The organism is Paucisalibacillus globulus DSM 18846, from assembly GCF_000482485.1.
In the GTDB taxonomy this organism is placed as follows: domain Bacteria; phylum Bacillota; class Bacilli; order Bacillales; family Amphibacillaceae; genus Ornithinibacillus; species Ornithinibacillus globulus.
On sequence record NZ_AXVK01000015.1, the window covers coordinates 194,563 to 211,167 of the forward strand.

General features: G+C 35.0%; 14 protein-coding genes, 1 pseudogene and 1 other annotated feature. Of the genes and pseudogenes, 1 reads left to right on the forward strand and 14 read right to left on the reverse strand.

Translation table 11 applies throughout. From position 1 onward, the window contains the following. Nucleotides 1-43: 43 nt before the first annotated feature. The 6 genes from K332_RS0104525 to zapA form a co-directional block, all read right to left on the reverse strand. Nucleotides 44-1,747 (reverse strand): long-chain-fatty-acid--CoA ligase, encoded by a 1,704-nt coding sequence (locus tag K332_RS0104525; RefSeq protein WP_036688081.1) that lies wholly within the window; start codon nucleotides 1,745-1,747, stop codon nucleotides 44-46. Nucleotides 1,748-2,199: 452 nt separating this feature from the next. Further along, complete coding sequence (locus K332_RS0104535; protein ID WP_026906380.1) at nucleotides 2,200-2,607, reverse strand: DUF350 domain-containing protein; 408 nt, start codon at nucleotides 2,605-2,607, stop codon at nucleotides 2,200-2,202. Between the two features lie 18 nt (nucleotides 2,608-2,625). Further along, nucleotides 2,626-4,965 carry an endonuclease MutS2 gene (locus K332_RS0104540; RefSeq protein WP_026906381.1) on the reverse strand — a complete coding sequence of 780 codons (2,340 nt, stop codon included), beginning with the start codon at nucleotides 4,963-4,965 and terminating at the stop codon, nucleotides 2,626-2,628. A gap of 35 nt (nucleotides 4,966-5,000) precedes the next feature. Beyond that, nucleotides 5,001-6,719: a DNA polymerase/3'-5' exonuclease PolX gene (gene polX, locus K332_RS0104545; protein WP_026906382.1), complete on the reverse strand. Its 1,719-nt coding sequence runs from the start codon at nucleotides 6,717-6,719 to the stop codon at nucleotides 5,001-5,003. A 171-nt stretch (nucleotides 6,720-6,890) separates the two neighbouring features. Further along, entirely contained in the window at nucleotides 6,891-7,442 is a 552-nt protein-coding gene (locus tag K332_RS0104550) for a CvpA family protein (protein ID WP_026906383.1), read from the reverse strand. A gap of 7 nt (nucleotides 7,443-7,449) precedes the next feature. Continuing rightward, a complete protein-coding gene (zapA, locus tag K332_RS0104555; RefSeq protein ID WP_026906384.1) occupies nucleotides 7,450-7,713 on the reverse strand; it encodes a cell division protein ZapA in 264 nt (87 codons plus the stop codon). Nucleotides 7,714-7,875: 162 nt separating this feature from the next. Between zapA and rnhC the strand changes: the two genes are divergently transcribed. Continuing rightward, on the forward strand, nucleotides 7,876-8,811 hold the full coding sequence (rnhC, locus tag K332_RS0104560; protein WP_026906385.1) for a ribonuclease HIII: 936 nt from the start codon (nucleotides 7,876-7,878) through the stop codon (nucleotides 8,809-8,811). Nucleotides 8,812-8,830: 19 nt separating this feature from the next. Here rnhC and K332_RS0104565 read toward each other — a convergent pair whose 3' ends face one another. The 8 genes and pseudogenes from K332_RS0104565 to K332_RS0104600 form a co-directional block, all read right to left on the reverse strand. Next, on the reverse strand, nucleotides 8,831-9,067 hold the full coding sequence (locus K332_RS0104565; protein WP_026906386.1) for a hypothetical protein: 237 nt from the start codon (nucleotides 9,065-9,067) through the stop codon (nucleotides 8,831-8,833). A 182-nt stretch (nucleotides 9,068-9,249) separates the two neighbouring features. Further along, the gene (locus K332_RS0104570; protein WP_026906387.1) at nucleotides 9,250-10,110 is read right to left on the reverse strand and encodes a GNAT family N-acetyltransferase; all 861 of its coding nucleotides are present in this window, start codon (nucleotides 10,108-10,110) and stop codon (nucleotides 9,250-9,252) included. A gap of 19 nt (nucleotides 10,111-10,129) precedes the next feature. Next, nucleotides 10,130-10,475, reverse strand: a pseudogene (locus K332_RS21920) (DUF6176 family protein). Between the two features lie 21 nt (nucleotides 10,476-10,496). After that, nucleotides 10,497-10,946 carry an NUDIX hydrolase gene (locus tag K332_RS0104580; RefSeq protein WP_026906388.1) on the reverse strand — a complete coding sequence of 150 codons (450 nt, stop codon included), beginning with the start codon at nucleotides 10,944-10,946 and terminating at the stop codon, nucleotides 10,497-10,499. Nucleotides 10,947-10,948: 2 nt separating this feature from the next. Beyond that, the gene (locus K332_RS0104585; RefSeq protein ID WP_051359352.1) at nucleotides 10,949-11,515 is read right to left on the reverse strand and encodes a nucleoside/nucleotide kinase family protein; all 567 of its coding nucleotides are present in this window, start codon (nucleotides 11,513-11,515) and stop codon (nucleotides 10,949-10,951) included. A gap of 437 nt (nucleotides 11,516-11,952) precedes the next feature. Then, complete coding sequence (pheT, locus tag K332_RS0104590; protein ID WP_026906390.1) at nucleotides 11,953-14,379, reverse strand: phenylalanine--tRNA ligase subunit beta; 2,427 nt, start codon at nucleotides 14,377-14,379, stop codon at nucleotides 11,953-11,955. A gap of 12 nt (nucleotides 14,380-14,391) precedes the next feature. Then, nucleotides 14,392-15,426 (reverse strand): phenylalanine--tRNA ligase subunit alpha, encoded by a 1,035-nt coding sequence (pheS, locus tag K332_RS0104595; protein WP_026906391.1) that lies wholly within the window; start codon nucleotides 15,424-15,426, stop codon nucleotides 14,392-14,394. Between the two features lie 137 nt (nucleotides 15,427-15,563). Then, nucleotides 15,564-15,793 (reverse strand) — a binding site (T-box leader). 52 nt (nucleotides 15,794-15,845) lie between these two features. Further along, a complete protein-coding gene (locus K332_RS0104600; RefSeq protein ID WP_026906392.1) occupies nucleotides 15,846-16,583 on the reverse strand; it encodes a TrmH family RNA methyltransferase in 738 nt (245 codons plus the stop codon). Nucleotides 16,584-16,605: the final 22 nt, after the last annotated feature.

The window sequence follows — 16,605 nt, forward strand, 5'->3', positions numbered from 1 at the left end:
GTCAATATATTGCTTGTACACTTTTCAGGAAAAAAACCTTGAGCTATTGGCTCAGGGAGGAACTTACTTTTTCTTTTTTCTTCTCTTCATCAACTAGCTGTCTTCTTAAAATCTTTCCTACTGCAGTCTTTGGCAATTCTTTACGGAACTCATAAATTCGCGGAACCTTATATGCTGCCAAATTTTCTCTACAATACTTGTTTAATTCTTCTTCTGTAACAGCATATCCCTCTTTTAGGACAACATACGCTTTAACAGTTTCTCCACGATATGGATCAGGAATTCCGGCGATAACCACTTCTAGAATAGCTTCATGTTCATAAAGAACTTCCTCTACTTCGCGAGGATAGATATTATACCCACCTGCGATAATCATATCTTTCTTACGATCAACAACATAGAAATAGCCGTCTTCATCCATATAACCTAAGTCACCAGTTAATAACCATCCATCCTTTAATGTATTCTCGGTATCTTCAGGCTTATTCCAATAGCCCTTCATAATTTGTGGACCTTTTACTGCCAACTCACCTATTTCACCAACTTCTACTTCATCATATGTCTCCATATTTAAGATTTTAGCATCCGTATCCGGCCATGGTAATCCAATACTTCCACTTATGCGATTTCCATAAATCAAATTTGCATGTGTAACTGGGGATGATTCTGTTAAACCGTATCCTTCCACTAACCTTCCTCCAGTTACCTTTTCAAATTTCTCCTGAACTTCTACTGGAAGTGGAGCGGAACCACTAATACATGCTTCAATGGAAGACAAATCATATTTATTCAAATCTGGATGGTTAAGCAAACCGATATAGATTGTTGGAGCTCCAGGGAATAATGTTGGCTTCAATTTATGAATCGTTTTCAAAACATCGCCAGCATCAAATTTTGGTAAGAGAACCATTTTTAAACCATTCAAGATTGATAGGTTCATAACAGCAGTCATACCATAAACATGGAAGAATGGTAAGACACCTAAAACCGTCTCTTCCCCTTTTTTAGTATCGTAAATCCAGGCATCACACATTTGTGCATTCGCAACCAAATTACGATGTGTAAGTATAACCCCTTTAGGAAAGCCCATTGTACCACCCGTATATTGGAGAAGTGCAGTATCCTCTATAGGATCAATATCTACTTTTTGAAAACTTGCTTCAGCTTTTTCAATTATTGATGTCCATAGATGTGTGTCAGATGACTCTTCTACCTTTACTACCATGTTATACTGCTTCTTTTGGATGAAAGGATAGATTAAGTTCTTTGGAAAAGGTAGATAATCTTTGATTCCTGTAACAATCATATGTTCTAAAGGAGTATTCTTTTTTACATTACTTACTCTAGGAACCAAGATATCCAAGCACACAATAACTTTCGTACCAGAATCATTCAGTTGATACTCAAGTTCTCTCTCTGTGTATAAAGGATTCGTCTGAACGACGATTGCCCCTGCCATTAATGCTCCATAATAGCCAATAACAGATTGAGGTGTATTTGGTAACATAATAGCTACTCGATCACCTTTTTGAACTCCCAAACCTTGAAGATAATTCGCAAATCGCTTCGCTTGGTTATGTACTTCAGCGAATGTTAATTCTTTCCCCATAAAGTAAAGCGCTTTCTTTTCTTTGTAAAGTGAAGCAGCATCCTCTAGAAACATGTGAAGGGGCTTCTCATTATAAGAAAGTGTAGTCGGTATTTCCTTTGGATAATGTTTGTACCATCTTTTTTCTTCTCCCATCATTTAACCTCCTTTTTTATATAGTTAATTCCATTATAGCGATTAATTAGTATTTTTTGAAATCTTTTTTTATTTTTTGTGATTTTTTTATGGGATTGCTAAACAATTACCTTGATAAATACCAAGTATTAGAAACCATCCACATCACAGAAATGAAGTCATCATAAATGATTTAATCATTTGTGGTGTTTAATATCGATTCAGAAGCCTATGATACACGTAGGTTAATTGCGGGATGTTTTTATTATAGAGTTTTACAATGAAATAAAAATAGAACTTCCAGATAATTGGAAAGTTCTATTTTTTATAAATTTTACTAGTAATATTTAACAGAGTCTAATTAAAAAATACTAAAGTTAAAATCAAAAACAAGATATAATATCCCCACTATAACAAATACTATAGCAACTCCTATGCAAACTTTTGCTAATGTTTCCATATAAATCTCCCTTAAGTTAAATAATACTTGCACCAATTACGTACGATAAACCTATCGAAATAATCATTGAAATAAGACCAACCGCTTTATTTCCTTTTCCAATTTCTTCATCAACACTTATGGTTGGAGTTAGAAATTCAAAAATAAAATAACCTAGCAATAATAAAATAAAACCAACCGTTCCCCAACCTATACTAGTTAGCAATGTATCATTATGCTCTATAGAATAACGAAAAATATTAGCAATACCGAATATCTTTCCACCTGTTGCCATCGCAACAGCCATATTCCCCTTTTTAATTTCCACCCAGTTTTTGTATTTCGTTACTAGCTCAAACACTGCAAGAAATACAACGGTACACAAGATAACAACACTATAACTTGCCGCAGTATCAACTAGCACATTCTCCCAGAAGATTTTCATTTCAACATCCCCTTTTAATTACCTAAACTCAATTACCGTAACTCCGCTTCCCCCTTCACCAGCAGCACCTGGTCTAGAAGATGCAATACTTGGGTGTTTTTTCACAAAATCTTGAACTCCTTTGCGAAGTGCTCCAGTACCTTTTCCATGAATAATAAATACTTTAGGGTAACCTGCCAAAGTTGCATCATCCACATACTTTTCTAACTTTAATAATGCATCCTCGTACCGTTCCCCACGTAAGTCTAATTCAAGTGCAACATGATAATTCGAACCTTTTATAGTTGCTAACGGCTTCTGATAGGTTTGCTTTGGTTTTCCGATTAATTGTAAGTCACTTCTTTTTACTTTGACTTTCATAATTCCAACCTGAACTAAATATTCCTTATCATTCACCTTTTCAAGGACCGTACCATTTTGGTTAATCGTAAGTAATTTTATTTCATCTCCTGAATTTAGTTCTTCCTTCGAAGTATTTAATTCCTTCTGTACTTTCTGTTTGGAAGATAACTTTGGTTGGGCTTCTTCTAACATCTTCTTTGCTTCAATCCACTCATGCTCTTTTAACTTCGCATCAGTTTTCATTTTTCTAATTTCACTTACGATAATTTCTGCTTCTTCTCTAGCTTTACTTAACGCCTTTTCTGCTTTCTCTTCTGCTTTTTTATATAATAATTCTTGCTTCTCCTCAAAACGGTTCCACTCTTCTTCGATTTGATTTCGAAGTTTTTCACTCTCTAGTAAAATGTTATGTGCCTCTTCGTATTCTTTCTCTGCCTGAATTTTTGAGCTCTCAAGTGATGCAATCATATTTTCAACATTTTTGGAGTCTACACCAATATGGCTCTTTGCACTTTCAATAATCGAATCATCTAATCCAAGTCTTTTGGAAATTTCAAAGGCATTACTTCTACCAGGAACACCAATTAATAACCGGTATGTTGGTTGCAAGGTCTGCACATCAAATTCCATCGATGCATTAATAACATTATCACGATTATAGCCATAGGCTTTTAACTCTGGATAGTGGGTAGTTGCAATTACTCTTGCATCTCTAGAAACAACCTCATCTAAAATGGACATTGCAAGGGCAGCACCTTCTTGTGGATCAGTACCTGCACCAAGCTCATCAAAAAGAACTAAAGTACGGTTATCCACATGCTTTATGATATCAACAATATTTGTCATATGGGAAGAAAATGTACTTAAATTTTGTTCGATGGATTGTTCATCCCCAATATCAGCAAATACATGCTCAAAAACAGCCATTTCACACCCATCTAATGCTGGAACTTGCAACCCAGACTGTGCCATTAACGTACATAGACCAACCATTTTTAATGTAACAGTCTTACCACCGGTGTTAGGACCAGTGATTACAATCGATGTATACTCTTTACCGATTTCTAAATCATTAGCTACAACTTCATTTATACCTATTAAAGGATGTCTAGCTTGTTGCATTTTAATATATCCCTGGTCATTCATAGTGGGACGGCTAGCTTTCATTTCACGACCTAAATTAGCTCTAGCGAACATGTAGTCTACTTGAGCAAGAATACGAACATTTTCTGTCAAAAATCCTTCATCTGCAGCAATACTCTGACTTAGTTCCCTTAGAATTCGTTCTATTTCTTGTTTCTCTCGGGCGTACAATTCTTGTAACTGATTATTTAAATCAACTACCGCTTTTGGCTCCATAAATAGTGTTTGACCTGATGATGATTGGTCATGAACAATCCCTCCAAAAGCTCCACGGTATTCATGTTTAACTGGTAGTACGTAACGATCATTTCGAATGGTAATAATCGCATCAGATAGCATATTACTTTTCGTTCTAGTATAACTTTCAAGCTTCTCACGGACTCTGCTTTCATGAGTTCTAATCGAAGAACGGATTCCTCGAAGCTTTTCCGTTGCACTATCCATCACATGGCCATGATCATCAATACAGCTCTTTATTTGAAGTTCCAAATTTCGAAGTGGTGTTATCTCTTCAACCAATTGCTTTAAGATTGGAAGTTCCTCTTCTAATCCTTCAATAAAATCTTTTACTTGGCGTCCACCATAAATGGTATTGGCTACATCCAAACATTCAGAAGTACTTAGTACTCCACCAATCACACTACGTTTAATACTCGCTCGTATATCAAATATCCCACCAAGTGGAACAGGGATATTTAACCTAATAACCTGTGCAGCTTCGTCAGTTTCATTCTGTAATAGATTTACTTCTTCTAACTTAGTAGAGGGATTTAAATTTGCTGCTAAATCTTTACCCAAACTAGTTTGAGCACGATTCATCAATCGATCAATAATCTTTTGAAAATCAAGTACTCGTAATATACGTTCATTCATTGACTTACTCCTTTACATGGCGTCTATATGACCTATCATTTATTACGATTGAAATACTGGATAAGTTTCTCTTTTGTCCAAGTATTTAACACGGTATCTTTTTGCAACCAACCTTTTCTAGCAACACCAACTCCATATTTCATATGCTCAAGCATTTGATAATTATGTGCATCCGTATTAATAGCAATTTTTACTCCTGCCTCTTGTGCAGTTCTTGCCCATTCAGCAGATAAATCTAATCGATTTGGGTTAGCATTGATTTCAAGCGCAGTATTTGTTTCCTTGGCCCGTTCTATTAATTTATCTAAGTTAACCTTGTAACCAGTTCTTTTTCCAAGTAGACGTCCAGTTGGGTGTGCTATAAGTGATACATATGGATTTTCTAAAGCTGTATATAATCGTTTCATAATTTGTTCTTCCGTTTGACTAAAGCTAGAGTGAATAGCAGCTATTACATAATCCATTTCCCTTAAAAAGTCATCTGAAAAGTCCAATGAACCATCAGTTAAAATATCCATCTCAACGCCGGAAAAAATATGAATATCGGAATATTTTTCATTCAACTTTGCTATTTCTTCCCGTTGATTTCTTAAACGTGTTTCATCTAATCCATTTGCAACACGTAAGTTCTTCGAATGATCTGTAATAGCGATAAACTCATAGCCATAACTCCTAGCCTGATTCACCATTTCTTCTAATGTTTGTGCACCATCACTCCAAGTAGTGTGCATATGAAGATCCCCACGAATATCACTTAACTCTAAAAGTTCCACAGGTTTGTTAAATGCATCTACTTCACCAGTCCCCTCCCTAACTTCAGGAGGAATGAATTGTAATCCATAATGATTGAAAAAATCCATTTCAGAAGTAAAGGTTAAAATTTCATTTGTTTCCTCTACCTCAATACCATATTCATTGATTTTCTCACCTCTTGATTTGGCTAATTGGCGCATCGCAACATTATGATCCTTTGAGCCTGTAAAGTGATGTAGAGTAGTAACAAATTCTTTCTCTGTAACTAATCGGAAATCTACATTTACATCATATACATCATCAAGGGTCACAGTAACCTTTGTATCACCCTTTGCAATGATCTCTTTTATACCAGGAATTTGTAGTAACTGCTCCCTTACTTCACTCGGATTATCTGTTGCAATGATAAAATCTAAATCTTTGATTGTTTCCCTCATTCTTCTCAAAGAACCAGCTCTTGAGTATTGCTGGATGGATGTTAATTCACGTAAATAGTCTTCTATTCTCTCTGCTATTGGAAGCATATATGCGATTGGTAATCTTTCCGGCCTTTTTCCAATCTCATTCAGTGCTGACAAAATCTTTTCAGCAGATTTTTTGCCAAATCCAGGTAAACTCTCTACTTTTCCAGATTCAATTGCTTCCTTTAAGGTATCCGCGTCCTTCACATCTAATTCTTGATAAAGTTTTGCAAGTTTTTTTCCACCAAGTCCTGGAACATTCAGTAATGGAATTAGACCTTCTGGAACTTCTTGTTGTAGTTCCTCTAAGGTTTCCGATTTTCCTTGTTGTATGTATTCTAAAATTACGGTATTAGTTCCCTTACCAATGCCTTTTATTTCAGTGAAATCGTCTATATCAGTTAAAGAACGTTCATCACGTTCTAAAGCTTGTGCTGCTTTTCTAAAAGCAGAAATTTTAAACGAATTTTCACCCTTTAATTCTAAATAAATAGCAATGGTTTCTAATAATTTAATTACATCTTTTTTATTAATAGTCATTTAATCACCTGTTTCAATTATATTCCACTTTTATTGTAATCGCGATAAAGAACAAATTTTAGAAAGTTTACTTTCTTACTACCAAAAAACAAGGCCAATTCAAATAGGGGCTATCCGTATTGTACCGACAATACAACGATATTCCTAGTATTTGAATTAGCCTGTTCTTTATTAATTAATCATTGTTACAATATGTGTAAACCATAAATCTTTTACTTTTTCTGAGAAATAAGGTGTATTCTCAACAATAAATAACGCTACACTTGAATCATTTACCCTTTCTTGAATAACTCCAAGAGGTGTTAATACTAGTATGTATAGAATTACAAATAGAATTAGATAAATTTCAAGGAATCCTAGAATGGCACCAAATATTTTATTGATAGAATTCAAGATTGGTAACGAAGCTATAACATCGATCATAGATGCAACAATTTGCAAACCAAATTTCACGACAAAAAAGATGATTGCAAAAGAGATTGCATTATAAAATGCACTTTCTAAAGGAAGAGTCTGAAGAAATTCTGCCCACAAACTCTCATCTGGTAATTCAGGATACGGTATCCAAATTGCTAATTTACTTGAGAGATCATCATAAAACATGGCAGCAACAATAAATGCAGCTATGTATCCAATCAGATGTACTGCTTGGAGTATCAGTCCCCTCTTGAGTCCCATGAGGAATCCGAAAATAAGTAATAATATTAGTATTAAATCAATCATGAGCCAATTATCCTCTTTCTTTTTTTATTGAGCCTAGTAGTGTTGCATAATCTTCTTTTAGAGTTAAATAATCATTCATAGAATTTATTGCAGTTAAAACAGCAAGAGCTGCTGTATCAAGTGATGGATTAAGTTCATGTATTTCTCTCATTTTTTGATCCACTAGACTTGCTACTAAACGAACATGGCTAGCATCTTCATCACCGACAATCGTATAGGATCTATTTCTTATTTCAACTGTTACCCGAGTTTTTTTTGAGTTATGGGTCACTGGGGTTAGCCTCCTACTTAATTCTAACGATTCTAGCATTTTTCTTATAGTTTATCTTAACATGAAGATTACAATTGGGAAACTGTTCTCCCGGATTTTTTTGCATTTCTTTCTTGTTCATACTTTGTTATAGTCAATATTGTATAGAAAGGTGTGTTTGACATGTCACAGAACGTGTATCTACTATCAGTTGAAACGATTAAAAAAATGAAACAATATTATCATAAATCATTAACTTCCTCTCCACAAGGAGCAATTTTTCGGGCAAAAACTGAAAATGCGGTGATTACTGCTTATAAATCTGGAAAGGTATTATTTCAGGGGAGTAAACCACATATAGAATCAGAAAAGTGGACAGACAATACTAGTTCACAGCCAACTGTTACAAAGCAAAAAAAATCTACTCCTACTACAATTTACACACCATCAGAGTCGCTTTTCTCATCTTCCCATATTGGTTCTGATGAAGCTGGAACTGGTGATTACTTTGGTCCAATAACAGTTTCTTGTGCTTATATAACCTCATCACAAATCTCATTACTAAAAGAGTTAGGGGTTAAAGACTCAAAGAACTTAACAGATTCTGTCATTCTCAAGTTAGCAAAAGAAATTGCCCAAATTCGCATTCCATACTCTTTACTAATTCTACATAACCCAAAATACAACACCTTACAAAAAAGAGGTTGGTCACAAGGTAAGATGAAGGCAATGTTGCACCACCATGCGATTCAGAACCTACTAAAAAAGATTGGTAATACAGAATATGATGGGATACTAATTGACCAGTTCTGTGAGCCTGGCATATATAAAAAACATATAGCTTCTGAGGGAGGAAAGCTTCCTGATAAAACCTTTTTTATGACTAAGGCAGAAAGTTATTCAATAGCAGTTGCTACCGGATCCATCATTGCTAGAGCAAGCTTTGTAAAGGAGATGGATAAACTTTCAGATAAAATGGGGTTTGAATTAAATAAAGGGGCATCAAAAAAAGTTGATCAAACTATAGCAAGGGTAATACGTGAGAAAGGTGAACATGTGTTGGATTCTTGCGCAAAAGTTCATTTTGCTAACACACAGAAAGCAAAAAAGTGGCTTTGATTCATAATTAGCCACTTTTTTATTTTTCATAGAAATCATACGAATTCAACTCTTGCAACTCCCTTTCTATCATTCGATCATAAAATTTATTTACAATCTTTCGCAAAGCAAATAGCACAAATAAAAAGATTTGTAATTTAACAAATTCCATAAAAAAGCTAAATAACGCAGCCATACTCGTTTTTTCAGGACTATTAAAAATTCCTACACCCATCTTAATTACTTTATAGAAAACATACAGAAAAGCTATTAACACGATAACATCTACTATCCTTTTAATTATTTTTACAGCTAAAATTTATATTACCTCCTACTTTAAATCATTTAATTTGCAAGTATGTTCTTTATATATTTTCGAGGAAAAAGGAATTTTTCCAATAAGGATTTTATTTTCACCATTACCACTGCCTTACTAGATTAAGCTAAGCTATTGGCCTCTTAATTTGAAACTGAAACACTTGGAATAACTACTGCATTGCAAGCTTTCTCGTAAAATTCAATTGGCCCAGCACCACCAATAATTGCATATTCATACCCAACTTCCTTCATATCTTTTAAACAATGATGAAGAAGTGCATAGCCTGCCCTATTCGCACGATTAGAAGTCACTACTCCCATTGGCCCAAAATAGCCTTTTTTATTTTGATAGATATCATAGGCTGCAAACCCAATGAATTTTTCATTTTCATCAAGGGCTACATATATAGATGGTTCTATTAACATAAACGCGCTCTTTATTGTTGACGCCCACTCTTGTGAAAAGTTCTCTTTTACAAAAGCAACAAATATTTCTTCATCTTCCAACCTAACTTTTCGTATACCCTTAGTATTAATTACTGGAAATGTGTAATTTCCAAGATGTGTAAACATATCCCGGGATGTTGTACCAAGTCTTAGGATAATTTCCCTAGTTTTCCTACTTAGATAGCTATCCAATGCTTTTGTAGTAATTAGTGCTTTAAGCAAATGCCCTTCATTTACAAATATTTGATTGTAATGATTCATATAATTAACGGCCACGTCGATTACTTTAGCAACTTCTACAGTTATTAAACGATCAAAGTAATCTACTTTCATTGTTTGATAAGCATTTGTCAATTCTGCGGTATCCCTAATTGAGTTTAAAGAAATATCAGTATGTAAAATCAAATCACCCAACGCCCCGCCTTTTTCATATAAACAAGCAATAAGTAAATGGGCAGATTTTACTATACCAGCTTTCGATTGAAGTGCTTCCCTCTCTGCATTTCTTATGATTCGTTGCATTCTACTGGTGAAGCGAACATCAATATTTTCCAACCTCGGATCACCTCTATTATTAAAAATCCATTGCCTTCAAAAGTTTATCAGGTATCAATACAACCTCTGTGGATAAGTCTACTGGTTTAAATGTTGGATCAATACATTCATCCCAATACTCCATGTCTCTTATCAATACAACTTTCTGACTCCTCAACTTCTTGTCCACCTTCACCTTGCACGGAGTACCAGTATAGGTACTCATCTCCAAAAAGTGTTTCTCGAAAAATAGTTTCCACATACATTCTTTCATCTTCCAATGTGAGAAAAACGGCTCTCATATTTTCTTTCAAAAACGTTAGCCATACATTAACTTTTTCCGTTTTTCCCACTTTAACTTTAAATCTAGTTAATTCTACGTTCATTCCTATCACTTCACTTATCTGTTATTTTCTAGTAGCAAATGCGTATATTAATTGTTTAATGATTGGATTTAAACTTTCAGGTAAATTAGTTGGTTTAAAAAACCTAGCTTCTAAAGTTTCAGTTCCATCCGCTTTTAATTCTCCACCAATCACTTCTGTAGAAATATAAGCGATCGTTACCGGATAGAATTCATCACCATTCGGGAGTTTAACAAAGTGTTCCTTCCCCGAAAAAACATTAATTACATCCATTTTCCCAATTTCAATTCCCGTCTCCTCCAATACTTCTCTCCTACCAGCGTCTTCTGTTGATTCACCTAATTCGATAAATCCACCAGGTACACCCCACTTACCATCATGTCTCTTTTGTAGCAATATTTCACCTTCATTATTAATTACACCAACTGCAACCCCAACCAAAATTAAAGGATGATTTCCGACTTGCTTTCTTAAATCTTCTATGTATCCCATGATCAATTCCCCCTAGTAATAGTTTCAGATACCTTTTCAACAATTTCTGAAATCGATAAAGCTCCATCAACTATCAAATCACTAGTTGGCTTGATTGATTTCAACATTTCAATATACCCCTTTCTCCCCTTAGCTATATAAAAGTCCATATCATTTAAAATATCTTTAGGATCACTATTTGAGAAATCCCTATATACTCTTCTTGCCATTGCAATGTCTAAAGGTGTGTCAATAAATACTGATAAGTCGATATACTTACCAAGCCGATGATTATTATATGCAAAAGGATAGTCTAGAATAATATAGTTAGGTGACATATCTAGTAACTTTTCGATATCATTCAAAAGTGGTGTTAAATCCCATTCATCATAATTCGCTCCCCTATCTACCCAAGCTATGATGTCATCTGGTCCATTGAAATCATAGTCATCAAAATAAAATACTTTTGATTGTTTTAATGTGTCATGAAGATGTTTCGCAATTGTTGTTTTTCCTCCACCAGATACAGCTGCGATGGAAATTACAAAGGAATTATTTTCTCGCAAACCATTTCCCCCAATACTATTCATCATTCAGATTATTAAACATTATATCATAATAATCTGACTATGATATTGTTATTTTCACATTATACTATATTTTTCCAATTTAGAAGAACAAAAGCGCAAGCGCCCGTTTAGAGACGTACGGACTGCGCCCTGCCATGCAGGGTGGGACTGCGTTGCCACGCAAAGTGGCGGTTTTAGCAGTCCATTCCATGTAGGAGATAAAGGAAACACGACGACCGTAGGGAGTCGATGTTGACTTATCGTACGGAGGTGAGGGAAGTCCGCTAGTCTCTGGGTGCGGAGTGAGACGTGGCTGTTCCTACACAAGAACTTAACAAAGCCAATTTTTTATACTTTCTTATATCTCAAAAAAGACCACAAAGCCTGTTTGACTATGTGGTCGATATTCGACAGGTTCAGATATTACCCGGAAAAAAACATAGAATCCATCGAATCAATTATGATCTTACATATGCATTGAATTTTTCATTTACTGCTTGAATTATTTCTTGATATAACTTTTCAACTTCTTCGTCTACTAGGGTTTTCTCTGGGTCCTGATATAGTAAGTTGTAGGCTACAGACTTCTTACCTTCTGGTAGGTTATCCCCTTGATACAAGTCAAACACGGAAACCTGTTTAACAAGTGGGGCACCTACTTCAGTAATTACCGCTTGAACATCACCAGCATGAACATCATTATCCATAACAAATGCAATATCCCTTGTTACAGATGGGTATCTTGGAATCTGTGTGTAACTTGGCTCATGATGATGTGCCTCAAGTACAGCTTCCATATTAATATCAAATACGTATGTTTCTTTTAAATCCATTTCCTTTTCAAGTCCTGGGTGTAATTGTCCCATAAATCCAATCTCTTTACCATCCAATAATAGGCTTGCAGTGCGGCCAGGATGCATGTCAGGAAGTTGAGCTTGAATGATAGTCAGAGGCAATTCAAGATGTTCAAATAACCCTTCTACAATACCTTTTACTAAATAAAAATCAACTTTTTTATTTTCCATTTGCCATAAATGCTCTAACCATTTACCAGTTAAAACTCCAGAAAGCCTTAATTGTTCATCTGGTTGTTTGGTTAATACTTTCTCACTCGTAACAAAAATGGTTCCAATTTCATATAGTCCTAGACTATATTGATTTCTAGCTAGGTTATAACTAACTGTTTTTAATAATTCAGGTAAAACACTTAAACGTAAATATTTATGTTCTTCACTCATTGGCATCGCTAAGCTAATCGGTTCAGGATTTAATCCTTTTACTTCATTACTCACAAGCTTTTGAATATAGCCTTCACTTGTTAAGGAATAAGTTCTTGTTTCCGATAATCCAACGCTTTCCAAGTAGTTCTTCACTGAACGTCTTAATAACTGTCTCTTTGTTAACCCACCAGCAGTTGCAGTACCTGTTGGTAAAGTGAATGGAAGATTGTCATAACCATAAATTCTTGCTACTTCCTCTAACATATCTTCAAAAATCGTTATATCACCACGACGAGTAGGAGCATATACAGTGAAGTGATCCTCATTACGTTCAAAATTAAACTGTAATCTTTCTAGTATTTTTGCGATTTCTTCTGTATTAATATCCGTTCCCAATCGATTATTGATGGATGTTGTATTAATCTCAACAACCTTTTCAGAACGATCTAATTCATCGAATTCGACAACACCTTCCAGTACTTTCCCACCCGCATATTTTTCAAGTAGATGACATGCACGTAAACCAGCACGCTTTACTCGATTCGGATCAATACCTTTTTCGAAACGAGTACTGGATTCACTACGAAGACCAGTTGCTTTTACTGCTTTTCGAACAGAGATAGAATCGAAATACGCAGCCTCTAGTAAAATATTTTTAGTATAACTAGTTACTTCTGTATTTGCTCCACCCATAACCCCAGCAAGAGCAATAGGCTCTTGTCCGTTGGTAATAACTAGATTTTCAGGATTTAGAGTTCGTTCAACATCATCTAATGTCACTATTTTTTCATCCTGTTTTGCTGTGCGGACAACTATTTCTTTAGAGTCCAAACGATCATAATCGAATGCATGTAATGGTTGACCATATTCTAAAAGCACATAGTTAGTAATATCAACAACATTATTAATTGGACGTATACCAGCTGCTAACAGATAATTTTTCATCCAAAGAGGTGAAGGTTTTATTTCAACATCCTTGATAACAAATGCACCGTAGTATGGATTTAGTTTTTCATCTTCTACTTTAATTGAGATATAATCAGAGGCTTTCTCTTCCCCTACAAGAACTTCTTCACTTGGTAAATTGACAGGCTTATCAAGTAAAGCACCCACTTCATATGCCACACCAAGCATACTCAAACAATCAGCACGATTAGGAGTTAAATCAAATTCTAAGATGGCATCTGTTGAATTTAATAGTGGTTCGACACTTTCACCTATTGGAGCATCCTCCGGAAATACAAAAATACCTTCTGCATATTCTTTTGAAATATGTTTCTCATCAAACCCTAATTCCTGCAAGGAACAAATCATACCATTTGATTCAATACCACGCAGTTTTGCACGCTTAATTTTAAAGTTCCCTGGTAACACTGCTCCTGGTTTTGCGACCGCTACTTTTTGACCTTGACGTACATTAGGTGCACCACAAATAATTTGAAGTATTTCATCCCCAACATTTACCTGGCATAGATTTAATTTATCCGCATTAGGGTGTTTCTCACATGATTCAACATAACCAACTACAACGTTTGAACTGTTTTCAGCAACATATTCAACATTGTCTACTTCAATTCCTGATCTTGTTACTTTTTCTGCAAGCTCTTCTGGGCTTATATTATCTGTATCTACGTATTCTTTTAACCAATTTAATGAAACTAACATGTAACTACCTCCTTATGCTTGATGGAATTGTTTTAAGAATCGACTATCATTAAGATAGAACTGACGAATATCATTTACACCATATTTCAGCATTGCAATTCGCTCTGGTCCCATTCCAAAAGCAAATCCAGAATATACTTTTGGATCATAACCACCCATTTCTAATACATTTGGATGTACCATTCCAGCTCCTAATATTTCTATCCAACCAGTACCTTTACATACTGAACATCCTTCACCATTACACACTTTACAAGAAATATCCATTTCAACAGAAGGCTCTGTGAAAGGAAAGAAACTTGGGCGTAAACGAATATTACGTTCTTCACCAAACATCTTTTTAGCAAACAGGTTTAGAACACCTTTTAAATCACTCATTTTCACATCTTTATCTACATAAAGTCCTTCAATTTGTGTAAACTGATGAGAATGAGTTGCATCGTCTGTATCACGACGATATACTCTACCCGGACAAATCATCTTGAATCCTTTTTCACCCTTGTACTCTTTCATTGTACGAGCCTGAACAGGTGACGTATGGGTTCTGAGTAATAGTTCATTTGTAATATAAAATGAATCCTGCATATCCCTTGCCGGGTGGTTTTTAGGTAAATTTAATGCTTCAAAATTGAAATAGTCTGTTTCTACTTCAGGTCCTTCTCTTACTTCAAAGCCCATACCTATGAATAAGTCTTCAATTTCTTCAATAACCTTCGTTAATAAATGTGGTCCACCAACCTTCGCTGGCCTTCCCGGTAAAGTTACGTCAATTGCTTCTGCTTGAAGTTTTTCTTCTAATGCAGCATTTTCAAGTGTTGTATTTTTTTCATCAATTGCATTTGTTATTGCTTCCCGTACTTGATTGGCAATTTCACCTACAATTGGTCTCTCTTCGGGTGACAGTTTGCCCATCCCTCGTAATACTTGTGTAAGAGATCCTTTTTTTCCTAAGTAAGATACTTTTATAGCTTGAAGCTCTTTTAAATTTCCTACTTCTTGTATTTTTGCAAGTGCCTCTTGTTGTATTGCTTTTAATTCTTCTTGCATGGTTTTTACCTCCTATAAAGTTTATAATCAGCCCTAGTCCACTCCACGAATACGCTATGTTTCGTGCATAATCATCTCTTCACGGATAAAGTCACATTTTAAAAAGCTTACCAACAAAAAAAGCCTTCTATCCCTAAAAAAGGGACGAGGCTTTGGTCGCGGTACCACCCTTGTTGACATGTTTCATGTCCAACTCTGAGTTTATATAACGGATTTTTATCCGGAACACCTTTACTAAAATTTATTAGGTCCAAGTGTCAGCTCCAGAGTGAAAGATTAGACAGTATATGGTAGAAATGCTTACAGTCTAGACATTTCCTCCCTATAACCATATTAGTACCGTTAATCGCTCTTTCATAGCTTTTAACTATTTACATTTAGATAAAATTATAATCATTTCACCTTTTATTTGCAAGGAATTATCCTTTTAAATGATACATAAGAATTCCTGCCGCTATACTAACATTAAGAGACTCTGCTTTCCCGTATATAGGGATTTTTACAATTTCATCTGCTAGGCCTAATATATCAGTTCCTATTCCAGAACCTTCATTACCTAAAATTAAGGCAACCTTACTATTAGTTCTTACTGTATGAAAATCTTTTGAATTAGTTAATGCACTTGCCCAAACACGGAAACCGTCTCTTTTTAGTTGTTGTATTTCTACAGAAAGTTTTTTCTGTAGAACAGGTATGTGAAATATCGACCCTTGTGTAGCACGAATTGCTTTGTCATTATAAAGATCTACTGTACCTTCTCCGAGAATAACAGCATCAAAACCTGCAGCATCTGCAGTTCGGATAATGGTACCTAAATTGCCCGGATCTTGAATTCGATCTAGTAATAATACATATTTTCCACCGAACTTTTTGAATTCATTAAAACCAACTACAGCAGCTATTCCCTGAGGTGTTTTTGTTTGCGTAATATGCTGAAACACCTTCTCGCCAACGTCCACGACATTATTTTCTAAAGCCCAGTTAGGTCGTTCTACCCCTGCTTGAAGAATTATTTCATGTATTTGCCAATTACTATTAATTGCTTCCTCGATTAAATGAAACCCTTCTATTAAAAAGGTTCCAGACTTCTCTCTATCTTTACGATTATGGAGTTTTCGCCAATTTTTAACTTTTTCATTTTTAATTGATGTTAACATTTCATTCATTCCTTATCATTTA

Excerpts from the sequence above, each read along its gene's own strand:
- K332_RS0104525 (WP_036688081.1), bottom strand. The coding sequence starts at position 1,747 with ATGATGGGAGAAGAAAAAAGATGGTACAAACATTATCCAAAGGAAATA.
- K332_RS0104550 (WP_026906383.1), bottom strand. The coding sequence starts at position 7,442 with ATGATTGATTTAATACTAATATTATTACTTATTTTCGGATTCCTCATG.
- K332_RS0104580 (WP_026906388.1), bottom strand. The coding sequence starts at position 10,946 with ATGGGATACATAGAAGATTTAAGAAAGCAAGTCGGAAATCATCCTTTA.
- K332_RS0104535 (WP_026906380.1), bottom strand. The coding sequence starts at position 2,607 with ATGAAAATCTTCTGGGAGAATGTGCTAGTTGATACTGCGGCAAGTTAT.
- K332_RS0104585 (WP_051359352.1), bottom strand. The coding sequence starts at position 11,515 with ATGAATAGTATTGGGGGAAATGGTTTGCGAGAAAATAATTCCTTTGTA.
- K332_RS0104540 (WP_026906381.1), bottom strand. The coding sequence starts at position 4,965 with ATGAATGAACGTATATTACGAGTACTTGATTTTCAAAAGATTATTGAT.
- pheS (WP_026906391.1), bottom strand. The coding sequence starts at position 15,426 with ATGCAAGAAGAATTAAAAGCAATACAACAAGAGGCACTTGCAAAAATA.
- rnhC (WP_026906385.1), top strand. The coding sequence starts at position 7,876 with ATGTCACAGAACGTGTATCTACTATCAGTTGAAACGATTAAAAAAATG.
- K332_RS0104600 (WP_026906392.1), bottom strand. The coding sequence starts at position 16,583 with ATGTTAACATCAATTAAAAATGAAAAAGTTAAAAATTGGCGAAAACTC.
- pheT (WP_026906390.1), bottom strand. The coding sequence starts at position 14,379 with ATGTTAGTTTCATTAAATTGGTTAAAAGAATACGTAGATACAGATAAT.
- polX (WP_026906382.1), bottom strand. The coding sequence starts at position 6,719 with ATGACTATTAATAAAAAAGATGTAATTAAATTATTAGAAACCATTGCT.